9 protein-coding genes are annotated in these 17,801 nt (G+C 73.3%); 4 read left to right on the top strand and 5 right to left on the bottom strand.

Annotated features, from left to right (window positions below):
• Window positions 1-61 precede the first annotated feature (61 nt).
• The 3 genes from WMF17_RS28075 to WMF17_RS28065 all read right to left on the bottom strand — a co-directional run bounded on the left by WMF17_RS28075 (window position 62) and on the right by WMF17_RS28065 (window position 3,398).
• Window positions 62-412: a hypothetical protein gene (locus WMF17_RS28075; RefSeq protein WP_437644163.1), complete on the bottom strand. Its 351-nt coding sequence runs from the start codon at window positions 410-412 to the stop codon at window positions 62-64.
• A 265-nt stretch (window positions 413-677) separates the two neighbouring features.
• On the bottom strand, window positions 678-2,336 hold the full coding sequence (locus WMF17_RS28070) for a serine hydrolase domain-containing protein (RefSeq protein ID WP_437596234.1): 1,659 nt from the start codon (window positions 2,334-2,336) through the stop codon (window positions 678-680).
• Window positions 2,337-2,570: 234 nt separating this feature from the next.
• The gene (locus WMF17_RS28065; protein ID WP_437644162.1) at window positions 2,571-3,398 is read right to left on the bottom strand and encodes a TIGR02452 family protein; all 828 of its coding nucleotides are present in this window, start codon (window positions 3,396-3,398) and stop codon (window positions 2,571-2,573) included.
• A gap of 69 nt (window positions 3,399-3,467) precedes the next feature.
• Between WMF17_RS28065 and yddG the strand changes: the two genes are divergently transcribed.
• Window positions 3,468-4,568, top strand: coding sequence for an aromatic amino acid exporter YddG (gene yddG / locus WMF17_RS28060; RefSeq protein ID WP_437644161.1), 1,101 nt, complete (start codon window positions 3,468-3,470; stop codon window positions 4,566-4,568).
• A 519-nt stretch (window positions 4,569-5,087) separates the two neighbouring features.
• Here yddG and WMF17_RS28055 read toward each other — a convergent pair.
• Window positions 5,088-6,476 carry a serine/threonine protein kinase gene (locus tag WMF17_RS28055; protein ID WP_437644160.1) on the bottom strand — a complete coding sequence of 463 codons (1,389 nt, stop codon included), beginning with the start codon at window positions 6,474-6,476 and terminating at the stop codon, window positions 5,088-5,090.
• A 391-nt stretch (window positions 6,477-6,867) separates the two neighbouring features.
• On the opposite strand from WMF17_RS28055, the gene WMF17_RS28050 reads away from it, so the two are divergent.
• The 3 genes from WMF17_RS28050 to WMF17_RS28040 are packed head-to-tail and all read left to right on the top strand — an operon-like array spanning window position 6,868 to window position 15,532.
• Window positions 6,868-7,590: a hypothetical protein gene (locus WMF17_RS28050; protein ID WP_437644159.1), complete on the top strand. Its 723-nt coding sequence runs from the start codon at window positions 6,868-6,870 to the stop codon at window positions 7,588-7,590.
• A gap of 8 nt (window positions 7,591-7,598) precedes the next feature.
• Window positions 7,599-11,621, top strand: a complete 4,023-nt coding sequence (locus WMF17_RS28045; RefSeq protein ID WP_437644158.1) for a serine/threonine-protein kinase — start codon at window positions 7,599-7,601, stop codon at window positions 11,619-11,621.
• Window positions 11,622-11,656: 35 nt separating this feature from the next.
• Window positions 11,657-15,532 (top strand): protein kinase domain-containing protein, encoded by a 3,876-nt coding sequence (locus WMF17_RS28040; protein WP_437644157.1) that lies wholly within the window; start codon window positions 11,657-11,659, stop codon window positions 15,530-15,532.
• Window positions 15,533-15,545: 13 nt separating this feature from the next.
• Here the strand turns inward: WMF17_RS28040 and WMF17_RS28035 are convergent, their stop codons facing one another.
• Window positions 15,546-17,783: a thrombospondin type 3 repeat-containing protein gene (locus WMF17_RS28035; RefSeq protein ID WP_437644156.1), complete on the bottom strand. Its 2,238-nt coding sequence runs from the start codon at window positions 17,781-17,783 to the stop codon at window positions 15,546-15,548.
• Window positions 17,784-17,801: the final 18 nt, after the last annotated feature.

Here is a 17,801-nt window from a genome sequence, read left to right as displayed (position 1 = left end):
GCGGTCGCGCGCGCGGGCCACGCGAGCCGCCGGGCGAGAGGACGGCGGCAGCGCCGCCGGATCAGCGCGCGCCGCCGGAACCCGGGGCGCTGCCCGTGGCGCCGGGGCCCGCGCCCGGGCTCTGGGTGCCGGTGCCGGGCGTTCCACCCTTCTTGTTCGGTGGATTGCCCTGCTGCGAGCCCGTCGTGGGCGACTGCGTGCCGCTGCTCGTGTCGCCGCGGAAGCCGCCGGGGACGCCGGCGCCCGTACCCGTGCCCGGGGTCCCGGTGCCCGTCACGCTGCTGCCGGTGCCCGTCGTCCCGGTACCCGGGGCCCCGGTGCCCGTCATGTCGCCGGTGCCGGCGCCGCCGGGACCCATCTCCGTTGGGGCGAGCAGGGGCGAGAGCGCAAGAGTGTGAACGAGAGTTCGCATGGTGATCTGTCGCCTCGCTACCGCCCGAGATGGGCGTGGTAGCGGGCTGAAGCGAGCTCCGTTGTCCCGAGTCTCGTGGACAGCGGCAATCCGTGGGTGCGAGCGCCGGCGGCGGACTGCACGAGGCGAGCCAGCCGCACGACTGCCGCCGAAAACAGGCTGCTCCATCGCGGCGTCGTCACGGCGCCATCGCGAGCTCTGCCGGGCCTTCGCGCGGCGGCGCTCTGCCACGGGCGTGGCGCGATGGCCGGGGCCGCCGGCGAGCTCAGCGGCAGCGCGACGGGCGGGCGCGTGAGCGCTCGCCTTCCAAGGCGATAGCCCCCGTCTGCTCCTCGACGCTGAACGCGGTGATCCGCGGGTCCGGCGAGGTGTCGACGCGCACGGCCACCGAGAGCGCGCCGCGCTCGCAGCGCAGGCCGAAGCGCGCCGACGTGGCGCTCTCCACCATCGCGGAGCCGTCGAGCGCGCACGGGCCCACCCTCGCGCCGACGTCGCGCAGCTCCTGCCGCAGCGACGCGAGGTGATCCTCGGGGAACCAGCCGGGCCGGAGCCTGCGATCGAGCAGGTCCGTCCGCGCTCGGCCGATGACCGAGGCGACCGCCTGCGCCGCGCGCCGCACCGACGGGGAGGGCGGGACGACGCGCGCGACCATCGCGCCGGTCGCCACGAGCCTGCCGAGCACCTTCGTGTTGAGCGACTCGAGATCGGCGCCGGCCACGTTGGCGAGCGCGACGACGCCGACGCCGCGCTGCGGGAGGACCATCACCGAGGCGGAGAAGCCATCGATGAGGCCGTTGTGGAAGACCACGTGGCCGAGGTCGCAGTCCTCGCGCACGTGCCAGCCGAGCCCCGGGCCGTCGGCGCCGCCGGCCGCCGGGAACGCCGAGCCGTTGCGCGCCATCATGTGCGACTCGCGCACGGTGCTCCGCCGCAGGACCCCGGCCTCGGGCGCGTCGCGGGCGGGCCAGGCGGCGAGCTGGAGCCCGATGAATCGACCCATGTCGGAGAGGCTCGCGTAGAGGCCCGCGGTCGACTCGGAGGCGCCGAGCCGCCACGGCTGGATCGGCGTCACCGCGCCGCCGACGCCGCGCGCGTGCGGCGACGCGAGCGCGCCGGCCGGCACCTGCGAGGCGTCCCACGCGGCGTCGCGCATGCCGAGCGGCGCGAGCAGCGCGTCGCTCATGTAGCGCCGGTACGGCACGCCCGCGGCGCGCCCGACGAGCAGCCCGAGGAGCGAGTAGCCGAGGTTCGAGTAGGACGTCTCGGTGCCGGGCGCGCTCTCGAGCCCGAAGCCGTCGAGGGTGGCCAGGATCTCGCGCTCGGTGACGTCGCGCGCCGTCGACGCGGGGGAGAACACGCCGAGCCGGGGCAGGCCGGAGCTGTGCGTGAGCAGGTCGCGCACCGTCATCGGCCGCGAGTCGCGCGTCGGGTAGACGACGCCGGCGAGCGCGGGCAGGTAGCGCGCGGCCGGGGCGTCGATCGACAGCCGCCCTTCGTCGCGGAGCCGCAGGATCGCCGCCGCGGTGAGCGCCTTCGTGATGGAGCCGATGCGGAAGCGCGTGTGCTCGTCGACCGCTCCGCCCAGCGTGACGTCGCGCACGCCGATCACCTTCTGGATCGCGAGCTCCTCGTCGATGACGACGCCGAGCGCCAGGGCGGGCAGGCGCTCCCTCTCGGCGGTGCGCTGCGCCAGCGCCTGCACGTCGGACGTCGCCGCGCGGAGCTTCCGCCCGCGCTCCGGATCGACGAAGCGGGGCGCCGGCGCGGGCTCGCTGGCAAAGCGCTGGAGGAGCGGCGCGGGGGCCGCAGGCCGGACGGCCCGCGGCGCGGGCGCGGTCGACGCGCACGCGCCGAGGAGCGGGAGCGACGCGGAGAAGGCGGCCGCCGCGAAGCGGACGGCGAGCTTGCTGTCAATCGTCCTCAAGGCGGAACCGTGATTGTCGCTCCTCAATCACGACCCGACAATTCGAAAGCAGCAGGCGCGCGGTTTCTGTCCTCGACTATTCCATTGAAGGTGGATGGGAATGGCGACCTCGACGCAGCCCGGCGTAGCTCTCCCACCGTGTGGTGTGGCCGGCGCGCGGGTGATTCGGGGGGTCGCGGGGGTCGCGGGGGTCGCGGGGGTCGCGGGCTCGCTCGTGCCCGCGACGGTGCACGCCTACGCCCCCGCGAACCGGTCCCGGAACGCCCGGTAGTTCGGCTGGTCGGCGGCCCGGTCGTACACCGCGAACACCACGCGCGAGAACGCGCCGCGGAAGCGCGGGTGCCCGAGCCACAGGGCGAAGACGTCGGCGACCTCGACCGAGTCGTTGCGGAAGACGCCGCACCCCCAGGCGCCGAGCACGAGGCACCGGTGCCCGTGCGCGCCTGCCGCCGCGAGCACCATGGCCGCGCGGCGCTCCAGGGCCGCGCGGATGTCCTGCTCCGACCCCTCGTCGCGCTGGAGCGCCTCCCCGGCGTTCGGCGCCGGCACGGTGATGATCGACAGCGCGAAGGGCCGCTCCAGCAGGGCGTGCTGCTCGTCGCGGAAGAACGGCACATCCGGCGAGTAGATGAGGTGGTCGGTGTACAGGAGGCTCCCCGAGGCGCGGTTCTGGTCGTAGTAGTCGCGCTGCTCGACCAGGCAGGCGTAGAGCGCGGAGCACCTGGCGAGGTCCTCTTCCTGGGCCTTGGCCCCGCGCAGGAAGCCGCCCCCGGGGTTCTTGCCGGACGCGAAATTGAGGATCGCCACGCGGCCCTCACCCTCCTGCTCGACGAGTCGCCGCCCGGCCGCCGCCGTGGTCTCGCCGGTGACCTCGATCGTCGCCGGGCGCTCGAGGCGCTCCTTCGGCTCCCAGGTGTCGAGTGAACCGGGCCGGTAAAGCACGCTGCCCTTCACCGCGGCGAGCACGCGATCGCGGATGCGGATCGTCGCGCCCGAGGGCGCGGCGTACTCGCCTCGGCTCGCGAACTGCACGGTTTCTGCGGCGACGCTCGTGAGTTTCATGCCGCCAAAGATTCGCGAGTCGCGGCCGAACGTCCAGCGAAACGCGCTCGGCCGCGGGGGCGGGCTCACGTGGCGCGCTTCATCACGCGGCCTGGGTCCAGCGTGTTCATCCAGTACACGGCGGCCGGCAGGCGCGCCATTCTCCGCGCCATGCCGGACACGACCTCCCCCGTCCTGCCGGACGCGGCTCCCCCCGTCCTGCCGGACGCGGCTCCCCCCGTCCTGCCGGACGCGGCTCCCCCCGCCCTGCCGGACGCGGCTCCCCCCGTCCTGCCGGAGGCGACTTCGTCGACGCGACCCTCGCGGCGAGCCGCCACCCTGGCGGGCGTCGCGGCCATCGGCCTCTGGGGCAGCTTCACGCTGCTCGCGACCTCGGTGAGCCGCCTGCCGCCGCTCCAGGTGCTCGCGTCGACCTTCGCGATCGCGGCGCTCCTCGGCGCGGCGCGGCTCGCCCGGCGCGGCCGGGGCGGCCTGGGCGCGCTCCGCCAGCCGCTCGGCGGGTGGCTCGTCGGCGTGGGCGGCCTGTTCGGCTACCACGCGCTCTACTTCTACGCGCTCACCGCCGCGCCGCCCGTGCAGGTCAGCGTCATCTCGTACCTGTGGCCGCTGCTCATCGTCCTGCTCTCGGCGGCGCTCCCCGGTGGCCGCCTGCGCTTCAGGCATGTGGCCGGGGCGCTGCTCGGGCTCGCGGGCGTCTGGACGGTCCTCGCCGCCGGAGGCGCCGTCCGCCCGAGCGCCGCGCACGCGCCCGGCTACCTGGCCGCGCTCGGCTGCGCGCTCATCTGGTCGACGTACTCGGTGCTCCAGCGCCGCTTCGCCGACGTCCCCGCCGACGCCCTCGCGGGCCCCTGCGCCGCGACCGCCGTCCTCGGCCTCGCCGGGCACCTCGCCCTCGAGCGCACGGTCGCGCCCACGGCCGGCCAGGCGCTCGGCCTGCTCGCGCTCGGGCTCGGCCCCGTGGGCGTCGCGTTCTTCGCCTGGGACCACGCGACGAAGCACGGCGACGTCCCGCAGCTCGGCGTGCTGTCCTACGGCGCGCCGGTCCTCTCGACGCTGCTCCTCTGCCTCGCCGGCCACGCCGAGGCGAGCCCCCAGCTGCTCGCCGCCTGCGCCCTCGTGACCGCCGGCGGCCTCGTGGCGACCGCGCGATCGACCGCCAGCGCCGCCTGAAGAGCGAGACAGCGTCCCTCGCTCGCTCCGGCGCTGCCGCGGGCTGGAGGTGGACACCGGCGCGCGCGCGGCCGCCTTCTCGTGCATTTCCCCTCCGTCGCTTTGCGCCTCTGCGTTGATCGGACGCGCTCCAGCTTGCGAAGCGAGCTTCTCTCGATCGCCGCATGCCGGCTTGTAAACGTAAGCCATCTACCCTTGAGCGCCGCCTGCCGGCAGGTGCGCGGCTGTCTGCTTGCGCAGAACGGGTGGGAAGCGGCGATTGAAGTGAGGTGCTTTACGTCAATGTGCCACCGAACGGCGATGTAGAGTGATGTCGATTACATCGAAGTGCCGCCCGGCGGCGGTCTGGAGGAAGATGGCTCACATCGAAGTGCCGCCCGGCGGCGGTTTGAAGGAAGATGGCTCACGTCGAAGTGCCGCCCGGCGGCGGTCTGGAGGAAGATGGCTTACGTCGAAGTGCCGCCTGGCGGCGCGCGCCGGCAGTGAGCTTGCGCCGAGGTGCCGCCGGGCGGCGCGAAGCTACGGCAGCTCGTCGCCGATGAGGCCCGCTGTCGCGCTCGGCGTCGCGAAGACCTCCTGCTCCTCGTCGGCCGACGCCCATCGCCCCGCGCACATCAGCGCGCCCCCGAGGATCTCGGGCTGCGCTGCCGGGCGCACCTGCACGTCGTCCGCGTGAACGCTCACGTTGACGTGCACGCGCGCGTCCGCCCCCGCGCGATGGACCACCGCCTCGTGCAGCGCCGTCGCGACCTGGAGCGCCGCGCGCCGCGCGCTGCGCTCCTCGTCCGTCCCGGCGGGCAGGAGACGCACGCCGAGCACCTCGTTGCCGGTCGTCGAGGCCAGGATGAACCCCGCGCGCTCGAGCTGCGACTCGGCCGCGTCGAGCACCTGCCCGATATCGGCCGCGAGCGCCTCGTCGAGGTCGTCGGAGTCGCCGCGCGTCCGCACCTCCAGGTACACGCCCACCGCCGGCTGCGCCGGATCGGGCCCGCCCCTCGCCCCCGACGCGGGCTCGCCGATCGCCTCCCGGAGCGCCCGCACCAGCTCCTCGACCGAGCCGAACCGCCGCTCCCGACGCTTCTCCATGCAACGCAGCACCACCGCGTCGAGCTCGAGAGGAAGCGGCACCCGCAGGCTCGGGGGCATCGGCGGCTCCTCGAGGTGCTTCCGCACCATCTCGTCCATGTCATGGGTGTGGAAGGGTAATCTTCCGACCAGCATGCGATGGAGAAGCACGCCGAGCGCATAGACATCCACCCGAGCATCAATGGGACCGCCCAGGATCTGCTCGGGCGCCATGATGGATGGCGTCCCGGGCATTCTTCCGGCGGTGGTCAGCCAGGTCGAGCCCTCCTCGGGTCCCATCAATTTCGCGATCCCGAAATCGAGCAGCTTCACGCTTCGTGGTTTGCCGGAGGAGATGAAGATGTTGCTGGCCTTCACGTCGCGGTGAACGATTCCAGCGGCGTGCGCGGCCCCGAGCGCCGCGCAGATGGGCTCGAACAGCTCGAGCGCCTCCCGGGGCGCGAGCCGCGTTTCGGCCCTGATCAGCGCGTCGAGCGTCATCCCCTCCAGACGCTCCATCACGTAGAACGGCTGGTGGTCGTTCAGCTCACCCACTTCGTATATTTCTACGATGTTGGGGTGGGAGATCAGCTGCAAGGCCTCGATCTCACGTGCGAATCGCTCGACCACACGGCGCGAATGAGCTACCGCCTCGCTCAGCACCTTGACCGCGGCGGGCTTCCCTGAACGAGCGTGCCTCGCCGCATAGACGACGCCGCAGCCGCCGCGCGCGATGAATCCTTCGAGGATGTATTCGCCAGCCAGGGTCCCCGCCGGGAGCTCGCCGCGCGCGATGGTCCGCTCGAACTCCGAAAACGGCCTCGTCTCGTCCTCTTTCGCCATCTCGCCTCACCGCGCGGCGCGTCACGGGGCCACCGGAGCCGCGCGGCCATGCGGACCATGCGGGCCATCGGGACCACCGGGGGACGCCAGCGCGCTGCTGTCCCCTTCGAGGAAGATATTTGATGAACCGGCACGCTCAGGAGCGTTTCCAAATGGTAACTTAAACTTGGCCGTCACTCGACCTGAAACGCCTGGACCCATCATCGAAAGGGGGAACGAGATGTTTCTTTACTGTCCACGAGCTGTTGCGCTCCTCGCAATACCTCTGGTTACTACCGCCTGCATCGGGGCCGAGCTCGACGCCGAGCTCGACGAAGAGGCGGCGGAGCCAATCGGGGAGGGGGAGGCGGCCATCCTGGCCGGGAACGGCTCGCTGCCCAATCTGATCAACATGAACGCGCTTCTCTCCGGCGCGCTCGTCCCGAGCCAGCTCAGCGAGAAGGCGCTCAACCCGGGCGCGCTCAGCGCGACCGCGCGCACAGCCATCCAGAATCCAGGACCCGAGGGCGTCCTGTCAAGGCAGCTCCTTCAGTACGTCGTGAGCTGCGCGCTGAGGAAGGACCAGTCGTTCTCGTTCACGTGGACCGACAGCGGTGGGACGAATCGACGGGAGACGTACAGCGGCTACCTCGGGATCGCGGACTGGTGGATCTACGGTCCGCTCACGGATCCATTCCACCAGCGCTACATCTCCGCGTGCCTCGCCGCGCGCACGAACTGGTATGGCGTCTCGGTGATGATCTCCTTGCGCGGCACCCAGGTATCCCTGGCCTCGTCGGCCTCGGAGCGCTCGAGCTACCCGGTCAAAGAGGGCGCGTTCTGGGGAAATCTGTTCACATCGACGCCCCACGTGCGGGCCTGCTACTCGCCGGCAGGCGTCACGCACGCGCGGGCGATGAAGCGCGATTGTGCGGCAGGTCACATCGGTGCCGACCCGGTGACCGGGGCGCCGATCACGGAGCCGTGTGGGCCCATCGCGCTCGCGGGCTCATGCGATACTGTGTGCAGCTGGGATAGCTCCGCAGGCGGCTTCTACCTTCGATGTCTCGACAACCCCGCGATCTCGTCCACGGCGCGCACGGATGTGGTGATCACGTCGTTCCTGGCGCCGTAGGATGGAGCATGGGCTCCGAGGTCCAGCGGCACCAGGATCCCGAGCGCGCACCCCCGGAATATCGGCGTTGCCCGTCCTGCGGGCGGCGGAACCAGGGCTCGTGCCCCGAGTGCCCGGCGGCGGGTGAGTCGTCGCTGCCGGACGACGCGACCGTGCTCGACCTCACCGAGGTCGTCTCCGTCTCGCTGCCTCGCTTCCCGGGCTACCGGACACGCAGGGTCCTGGGGCAAGGCGGCTTCGGCACCGTGTTCGAGGCCGAGCCCGAGGACGGCGGGCAGCCGGCGGCGATCAAGCTCGCGCGCGTCGATCGCCGCGGTGCCGGCCCGCGGCTCCGGCGCGAGATCGAGGCGCTCCTCGCCGTCGGGGCTCCCCACGTGCCGGCCGTGCACGCATTCGGCGCGCTGGACGACGGCTCGCCGTACGCGGTGATCGAGCTCGTCGCCGCGCCCACGCTCGCCGCCCGCCTCGCCGCGCGGCCGGCGCCGCGGCTCGAGGAGGCCGCCCGGCTCGGCCTCGCGACGCTCGCGGCCCTCGAGGTCGTCCACGCGCGCGGCTACGTGCACTGCGATCTCAAGCCCGAAAACATCTTCGTCGATCACGCGGGAAAGGCGACCCTCATCGACCTCGGCATCGCTCGCGTCGTGGGGCGGCCCGGCGGCGCGCAGGGAGATGACCTGGCCCTGGGGACCGCGGAGTACACGGCGCCGGAGCAGTCCGCCGGCCGCGCAGATCTCGACGCGCGCGCCGATATCTACGCGATGGGCGTCATCCTGTACGAGCTCTTCGCGGGCCGGCCTCCGTTCTGGGGGCCCCGCGCGGCGGTGCTGGAGGACCACCGGAGCCGCAGGCCGCCGCGCCTGTCGGCGCGCGCGGCCGTGCCGCGGGCGATCGAGGAGGTGGTGCACCGCTGCCTCGAAAAGGACCGGGGCGAGCGGCCCGCGAGCGCGGCCGATCTCCGCCGCGCGGTCGAGCGCGCGCTCGGGGACGAGCTCGCGGTGAGCGAGCGCGACGGACCTCGCTCCCTGGCCGGCGCAGAGCGCCGCGCGGTGGGGCTGCTGTTCTTCGAGGGCGTCGCGGACCGGATGGCCGTGCAGCGCAGGATCCGGGCGCTCGGCGGCGAGCTCGCGCACGCGTCCGGCTCGCGCTACGCGGCGGTCTTCGGCTACGAGGGCGCGGCGAGCCCCGCGCGCCACGCCAGGCGCGCGGCCGACGAGCTGCTGCGCGGCGGGCTGTGCGAGCGGGTGCTCATCGATCTCGCGCCCGTGTCGGTCCAGACCCGCCCCGGCGGGGCTCGGCGGTTCCTGAGCCCGCTCTTCTCGCGCGCCGAGCGGTGGCCGGCCGCCTCCGGACCGCCGGGGCCGTTCCTCACCCCCGCGGCAGCGGCCGCGCTCCCGGAGGCACCCTTCGCCGCGCCGGAGGACGAGCTTGCGCGCGGGGCGGAGCCCCGGCCCGGCGACGACGCGCGGGAAACGACGGGCCCCGGCGCGTTCATCGGCCGCCGCGAGATCCTCGATCAGCTCCTCCACGGCGCCGAGGAGGCGCTTCGGCTGAGGCAGCCCACGGTCGTGTCGGTGATCGGCGAGCCCGGGTACGGGAAGAGCCGCCTCTTCGTCGAGCTCGGCAAGCAGCTGCGGTCGCGCCTGCCCCAGGCCAAGCTGATCGAGCTGCGCGGGCAGGAGCCCACGAGCGGCGCCGCGGACGCGACGCTCCAGGAACTCGTGCGCGAGGCGCTCGACGTCCCCGAGGCGCCCCCCGAGAGCGGCGTCCGCGCGGCGCTCGCGGAGCGGCTCGGCTCCGCGCTAGGCGATGAGCTCGGATCGGGGCTGGCGATGGCGCTCGGATGGGTGGACGAGCGGACGGGCGGCGAGTTCTGCCGGGATATCGAGGCGCTCAAGGCCGTTCCCGGCGCGCTGCGCTCGGCACGGGTGCGTGCGGCGGGCGAGTGCCTGCGCCGGCGCATGGCCGCTGCGCCCCTCGTCGTCATCGTCGACGACGCGCAGTTCGCGCACGACGCGACGCTGGCGGCGCTCGAGTTTGCGGCGCTCGGGGACGGGGCCACGCCGCTCTGGATCTGCGCGATGGGGCGCCCCGCCTTCGCCGAGGCGCACCCCTCCTGGGGCGAGCGGGCGGCGCGGCGCGAGGTCGTGCGGCTCGACCCTCTGGACGTCGACAGCGCGCGGGCGCTCTGCCGCCGGCTGCTCCTGCCCGCGCGGGACGTGCCGGAGCCGGCGATCGACCACCTCCTCGAGCGCGCGCAGCGGGTGCCGCTGCTCCTCGTGGAGCTCGTTCACGGGCTGAAGCGCGAGGGGATCCTGCGCCGGCACCCGCGGGGCGACGCGTGGTACCTGGCGACCGACGAGCTCGATCGCCTCCCGGTGCTGCCGCTCCTCGATCCGCTGGCGCAGGGGGAGATCGCGGCGCTCGGGCCGGCCCTCGGCGCGCACGCGCGGCTCGTCTCGCTGCTCGGTGCCGAGGTGTCGCCCGACGAGATCGCGGGTGTGCTGCGCCACCTCGATCGGCGCGGCGAGGGCGCGGCTTTCCCGCTCGACGCGCGGGTCGGGACCGAGCGGCTGCTCGCGGCGGGCGTGCTGGTGGTCGACCGGAAGGGCCGGCTCGGGCTCCGTCACGCGCTGGTGCGGGAGGCGATCGCACAGGGGGTCGCCGAGGCCGAGCGGCGGCGGATCCATCTGGCTGCCTACGAGCACCACCGCGAGGCGACCCACGAGAACCGGGAGCAGCGGCGGTTCAAGATCGCGTACCACGCGGCCGAGGCGGGGCTCTCGGCGGTGGCGGAGGAGGCCTACCTGGAGCTGGCCGCGCGGGCGCGGGTGCGGCACGCCTATATCGAGGCGGAGCTCCACTACAGCCGCGCGCTGGCGCAGCCGGTCGACGATCGCGGCGCGCGGCGGAGGGCAGCGTACCGGGGCCGGGGGCTGATGCGCTACCGGCTCGGTCGCTACCACGACGCGCTCGGGGATCTCGATCGCGCGCGCGTGATGGCGATCGAGGAGGGCGAGGCGATCGAGCAGATCGAGATCCTGCTCGACGAGGCCATCGCGCTCGACTGGATGGTCGACCACGGGCGATCGAAGGAGCGGGTGGAGCAGGCGAAGGCGCTCGCGAGCGGCGAGCTGCCTCCGGCGCTCTCGGCGCGCCTGTCGATGGGGGTGGCGCTGTCGCTCCATCGAGAGAGCCGGGAGGAAGAGGCGGCGCGGGAGTTCGAGCGCGCGGCGGCGCAGGCGGAAGCGCTGGGCGACGAGGGCTACGAGACGCTGGTGGTGTCGCTGCTCGTCCTCGGTTTCATCTACCAGGGGCTGGGCAAGCTGGACGAGGCGGGGGTGGCGCTGGATCGGGCCATCCGGATGTGCGAAGCGCGCGGCGATCTCCTGCACCTCGGGCCGGCCATCAACAACCGGGCGCTCCTGCGCGCGTGCCTCGGCGACAACGAGGGGATGATCCTGGACATGTGCCGTCTCCTCGCCCTCTCGCGCGAGCTGGGCATCGGGGCGATGGAGCTCATGGGGGAGTTCAACCTCGGCGAGTACCTTTACATGATGGGCAACCTGGAGATGGCGATGCCGCACGTGGAGCGGGCCGCGCACCTGGAGCGCCAGCAGCGGGGGGAGGAAGCGCGTCCGCTGGTGCAGCTGCTCCAGGCGAGGCTGCTCCTCTATCGAGGCGAAGAGGGCAAGGCGCGGGAGATCATCGAGACCATCCGGGCTCAGCAGGCGAAGACCATCGCCGAGGGGCGCGGGGGCATCGAGATGGCCCCCGCGGAAGAGGTACAGTGGTCGATGATCGACCTGGCGACGCGCGATGCCAGCGACGAGGAGTGGGATGAGCTCGAGGAGCGGTCCGCCCGCTCCTCCGTGGGCCAGGAGCAGATCGAGGTCATCGAGGCGCGGGCGCGGGCGCGCTCGCGGCGCGGCCGTCACGTCGAGGGGGAAGCGGCGCTGGCGAGGGCGATCCAGGCAGCCGGGAGGATCCCCAACTGGATGAGGGAGCGGCTGGAGCGGCAGCGAGGGAGCTAGGAGCCCGGCTGGCTGCGAAGTACACGGAGAGCGCCATGCGCGCTGCGGACGTGATCGAGGATCGGTTCGAGATCGAGCGGCTCGCCGGCGCCGGCGGGATGGGGGACGTGTATCGCGCGCGCGACCGGCTGTCGGGCGAGGCGGTCGCGCTCAAGGTGCTGCAGGGCGCGAGCGCGCACGACCTGCGCCGGTTCGTGCGGGAGGCGGAGGCGCTCGTCACCCTCCGGCTGCCGGGGGTCGTGCAGTACGTCGCGCACGGCATGACCGGCGCTGGACAGCCCTACCTGGCGATGGAGTGGCTCGACGGCGTCACCCTCGAGGAGCGGCTCGCCGAAGCGCCGCTCACGCTCGCCGAGAGCGCGACGCTGGCCGCCCGCGTGGCGACGACGCTCGGCGCCGTCCACCGGCTCGGCATCGTTCACCGCGACCTCAAGCCGAGCAACCTGATGCTCGTCGCCGGCGCCGTCGAGCGCGCCACGCTGCTCGACTTCGGCATCGCCCGCGATCTCCGGCTCGCGCAGAGCCTCACGTCGCCCGGCGCGGTGCTCGGCACGCCCGGGTACATGGCCCCAGAGCAGGCGCGCGGCGAGTTGTCCATCGACGCCCGGGCCGACGTGTTCGCGCTCGGGTGCGTCCTGTTCGAGTGCATCGCGGGGCGCCCGCCGTTCCTCGGCAACAGCGCGCTCGCGCTGCTTATCAAGGTCGTCCTGGAAGAGCCGCCGCGGCTCGGGGAGCTCCGCGGCGACATCCCGGAGCCGTTCGAGCGCCTGGTGACGCGGATGCTGTCGAAAGAGGCGGGGGACCGGCCGCGCGACGGCGCCGCCGTCGCGGCGGAGCTCGCGGCCGCGGCCGGTGATGGGCTCTCCGCCGGAGCGAGCGCGGTCGCGGCGCCGCCCGCGCCGAGCGAGGAGATCACGACGGCCGAGCGCCGGGTCATGTGCGTCCTCCTGGCCGAAGACGGCAGCGCCGAGACGGACGCCACGCTCTCGGAGGCCGACGGCGCCGCGCGGGCCGAGGCGCTGCGCGACATCGCGGCGCGCCACGGTGGGAGCGTCGATCGGCTGCAGTCGCGCTGGCTGCTCATCGCGCTGTCCGGCGCCGAGTCCCCGACGGATCTCGCCACGCGGGCGGCCCATTGCGCGCTCGCGCTCCGGACGGTGCTCGGCGGGGTGCCCATGTCCGTCGCGACGGGGCTGGCAGAGATCGAGGGGAAGCTGCCGGTCGGCGAGCTGGTCGATCGGGTCGCGCAGCTCATCGCCGGGCGCGACGGCCCGCTGCCCCGGGAGATCCGGCTCGACGACGCGACGGCGAGCCTGCTCGCGAGCCGCTTCGAGACGGTACGGGGGCCCGGAGGGTGCTGGCTTCGCGGCCCGAAGGAGGAGCCGGACACCGTGCCTCGGCTGCTCGGCAAGCCGACGCCGTGCGTGGGGCGAGAGCGCGAGCTGTTGCAGCTCGCGACCGAGTGGCGCCATTGCGTGGACGAGCCCTCCGCGAACGCCGTGGTCGTCGTGGGCACCCCGGGCCTCGGCAAGTCGCGCCTGGCGTGGGAGTTCCTTCACGCCCTCGAGGCGCGGAGCGAGGCCGCCGAGGTCTGGATCGGCAGGGCCGATCCCATGGCGGCCGGCTCGGCGTTCGGCCTGCTCGCCCGGGCGCTCCGCCGCGCCCTGGGCCTCCTCGACGGCGAGCCGCTCGAGGCGCGGCGGCGCAAGGTGCTCGCCCGGGTCGAGCGGCTCGACGCGTTCCGGAGCAAGGGCCCGCAGGTCGCGGCGTTCCTCGGCGAGCTCGTGGGGGCGGCGTTCGCGGACGAGAGCGATGCGCAGCTCCGCGCGGCGCGCCAGAACCCGATGCTGATGAGCGACCGCCTTCGCCAGGCGTTCGAGGACTTCGTCCGGGCCGAGTGCCAGCGACAGCCGGTGCTGCTGGTGCTGGAGGACCTGCACTGGGGCGACCTGCCCACGGTGACCCTGGTCGACGCGGCGTTAAGGCACGCCAGGGACCTGCCGTTCTTCGTGCTGGCGCTCGCCCGCCCGGAGGTCGACGCGCTCTTCCCGGCGCTGTGGAGCGAGCGAAACGGCCTCCGGCTCCGTCTTGCGCCGCTGCCGCGGCGCGCGAGCGAGCGGCTGGTGCGTGAAGTGCTCGGCGACGGCGTGGGGGACGAGCAGGTGGAAGAGCTGCTCGCGCGCGCCGACGGCAATGCGTTCGTGCTGGAGGAGCAGATCCGCGCGGTCGCCGAGGGCAGGAGCGAGGGCATGCCCGAGACGGCGCTGGCGATGGTGCAGGCGCGGCTCGAGACGCTGGAGGTCGAGGAGCGGCGCGTGCTGCGCGCGGCGAGCGTCTTCGGCGAGACGTTCTGGGAAGGCGGGGTCGCGGCCCTCGTGGGCGGCGCGCCGGCGGCGACGCGGCTCGCCGAGCTCGCGCGGCGGGAGCTCGTGCAGCGGCGCCACGAGGCGCGGATCGCGGGCGAGGTCGAGTACGGGTTCCGCCACGCGCTGGTGCGGGAGGCCGCTTACGAGATGCTCACCGAGCGCGACCGTCGCGTCGGGCATGGTCTCGCGGGCGACTGGCTGGAGCGGGCCGGGGTCGCGGACGCGATGGCGCTCGCGGAACACTTCGAGATCGGCGGCGCGCCGGCGCGGGCGGCGGATGCGTACCTGCGCGCCGCCGAAGAGGCGCTCCGTGGTAACGATCTGGCGACGACGCTGGAGCGGGCTAACCGCGGTATCGGCTGCGGCGCTGCCGGAAATACCGCGGGCAGGCTTCGCGGCGTCCAGGCCGAAGCCCATGCGTGGCGCGGCGATGCCGCCCTCGCGGTGGAGCGAGGCACCGAGGCGATCGAGCGGCTCGAGCGCGGTTCGACCGTATGGTTCTCGGCCATCACGCAGGTGGCCATCGCCTCTTCCAAGCTGGGATGGTTCGATGACGTCGAGCGCTGGATGACCGTGGCGGCGGAGGCTCCGGCCGTAGACGGCGCGCAGTGCGTCAAGCTCTCCTGTCTGGTCGAGGGCGCGACCGTGCTGATCCTGGGGGGGCGTTATGCCGAAGGGAATGCTCTGCTTGAGACCGCCGAGCGCGCTCTCGCGCGAGAAGAGGCACAGGACCTGAAGGTGCTCACGCACCTCCAGGAAGCGCGCTGTTACCACGCGATGTGTACCGGTGATCTGAGCGCCGGCGTGAGCGGCCTGGAGGCCGCGGTGCTCGCCTTCGAGCAGGCCGGCGATCGCCGCAACGCGTGTAGCAACCGCGCGAATCTCGGGTTTGCCTACGCGGAGCTAGGCGACTTCGAGAGGGCAGAGTCGACGCTGCGCGCGGCCCGGGAGGAGACCGACCGGCTACAGCTGCACGATTTGAAGCTCATCGTGGAGTCGAGTCTCGCGCAGGTCCTCGCGAGCCGCGGTCAGCTGGTCGAGGCGTGGGCGCTCGCGGAGGCAGGCGTCCTGCCGAGCCAGCGAGCGAGCGGAGCGCGCCTGGAGATGATCTTTCGTTGCTGCATCGCGAGGATCGCCCTCGCCGCCGGCGATCTGGAGACCGCCGAGCGCGAGGTGCGCGCTGCCGTGGCGCTCTCTCCCGGCGCGCCGACGCTCGGCGTGCAGGCATTCGCCATCCTTGCGCGCGTGCTGCTCGGGCGCGGGCACGTCGACGAGGCCGTCAGGACGGCCGCCGAAGCGAGCGCCATGCTGGAGTCGTTCGGTGCCATCGAAGAGGGCGAGTCGCTCGTCCGCCTGGCATTCGCCGAGGCGCTGGCGGCGCACGGTCGCCGCGAGGAGGCCGCCATCGCGATCGCGTCGGCCAGGGCGGCCCTGCTCGCGCGCGCCGAGAAGCTCAGCGATCCGACCTGGCGCGAGCGCTTCCTCCGCGATGTCCCCGACAACGCCCGCACGATCGAGCTCGCGCGGCAGTGGCTCGGCAGCTGACCCGAAGCCCCGCTCACGCGCGCCGCCGGCCGCGCGCGATCCGCAGCATGCCGCCGAGCAGCGCGAGCCACGGCGCCGGCGAGCCGCCCGCCGGCGAGCCGCCCGCGGCGCGACAGTCGCAGCCGTCGCCGCCGCCGTCGAGCCCGCCGCCGCTGCCCGACGAGGAAGACGCGTCGCTCGATGAGCTCGCCGCGCTCGAGGCCGCCCCGCCGCCGCCCTCCGCCCCTGGGCAACCCCGGGTCGCGGCCGGCCCGGCCTCGGTCGGGCAGGCGTCATCGATGTCGCTCACGAAGTCGTTGTCGTCGTCCGTGTCGCAGTCGTCGCCTATGCCGTCGCCGTCCGTGTCGGTCTGGGCGGGGTTCTCCCTGGCCTTGCAGTTGTCGCACGCGTCGCCCACGCCGTCAGCGTCGGTGTCGGCCTGGTCCGGGTTCGGGACGGCAGGGCAGCTGTCCGCGCTGTCGAGCACGCCGTCGCCGTCCGAGTCGAGGCCATCGTCGTCGCAGGCGTCGCCGGTCCCGTCGCCGTCCGAGTCCTCCTGGCCGGGATTGGCCACCTTGGGGCAGTTGTCCGCGTCGTTGTACAGGCCATCCTGATCATCGTCGATATCGCAGGCGTCGCCGATGCCATTGCCGTCCGAATCCTCCTGACGCGGGTTCTCCGTCAGGGGGCAGTTGTCGCCCAGGAGCACGCCGTCGCCGTCGAAATCGATGGCGCCGGGCGTCGGGACGGCGCATGCGGTCCAGGTCGACGACAAGGGCTCGCCGGTCTCGACAGCGCCGGTCACTCCATTTCCCCCGCTCGCGGTCTGGGCGCCTTCGGTGAAGTCCTGCCGGCAGCTCCCGCCCGCGGTCGAGAGCGGCGCGTGCAGCGCGACGTCGTCCGCCGCGTCGTCCAGGTAGGCGCTCGGCGCGCTCCCGGGGTCCGGTCCGTCGATCGACACACCCGTCTTGTCGACAGGCGCGTTCGGCCCCGTCCCGCCATAGAAGACGTAATCGACGTCCCTCACGAGGTCGCTCACGCCGTCCCAATAAAAGAGGATCAGGCACTCATGATCGTTCGTCAGCCCGCGCGTCTCTCCCACCGATGCCTGGAGCGGCAGCCGCATGTCGGGCACGGCGGCGGCCGACTTGCTCCCCCCCTCGCCATAGGTGGCCGTGCTGTGGATCTCGTAAGTCGGGTGCGAGCCCCAGCCCTCGAACGCCCTGGTCTCGTTGCACCCCATGCGGTAGCACTCGGCGCCTCCGAGCGACACGGTCTGGATCTCACCGGGGCCGATCACGGCGCCGTCCGGGAAGCGCACAAGGAAATCGTTCGTGTTCGGGAGCGTGGGGCTCGGCGTGACGAGCTGGTAGTAGAAGCGGTAATCAGCGAGGTAGTAGTCCGAGAGGTCGACCGCGCCTCTGCCCGGGTTGTAGATCTCGACGAACTCCGCGGCCGTCGGGTGGACGAGGAGCTCCGTCAGGAGGAGCTTCGCGGGGCTCGACACCTGCGCGCGCATCCGGCCGTGGAGCGCGTCGAGCTCCAGCGTGACGACCTGCCCGGGCGCCGCGCTGAAAACGCCGTTCGAGGAGTCTCGCGGGGCGTAGCTCCAGCCGTTCGCGCCGAGCCTCGTGCTCCACGGGCCCTGCGCCGCGAACTTGAAGGACGCACCGGAGAGCGCCGTCCGGGCCACGAAGCGGTACGTATAGACCTCATCGCCCGCGCGACGATCCCCGAGGCGGCCATCGTCGCGCGCGACCGTGAGCGATGAGTGAGGGTTCCAGTCGGTGTCGCCCACTGAACCCTGCCAGTCTCCGACGGCGACCCACACCTGCGGCGCGCCGTCGGCATCGATCGAGGCGTTGCGCGAGTCCGAGGCCGATTCCCTCGCCGGTAAGAACCCTTGTGCGGTCAGGTCGCGCGTGTCGTAGTAGAAGGTGACATCGTAGGGCGGTGTCCCGCCGGCCAGCGTGAAGCGCAGGCGCTCACCGCTGGCCGCGCCCGCGCCGCCATCGTCGAGATCGACGCCGTTCCGCGAGATCTTGTACTCGACGTCGCCCCGCGCCGCGAACGACACGGCCGCCGTGAAGACGCCGTCCCCGGGCGTCGCGTCCGGGGCGATCCCGTCGTCGCGCAGGGGGGCGCCGCGGGGCGCGTCCCACGCTCCGAGCTCCGGCGTGGAGCCGGTCACCGTCGGCAAGGCGAGCGCCGCCCTGGGCAGGAGCGAGAGCAAAGCGAAGCTGATGCCGACGAAGGAGCGACGACGTCGCACGGGGCCACCTCGGTGCCG

This window comes from Sorangium sp. So ce362 (assembly GCF_051519845.1).
Taxonomy (GTDB): Bacteria; Myxococcota_A; Polyangia; order Polyangiales; family Polyangiaceae; genus Sorangium.
The sequence above is the reverse complement of the archived record's forward strand: the minus strand, read 5'-3'. Positions and strand labels throughout refer to the sequence as shown.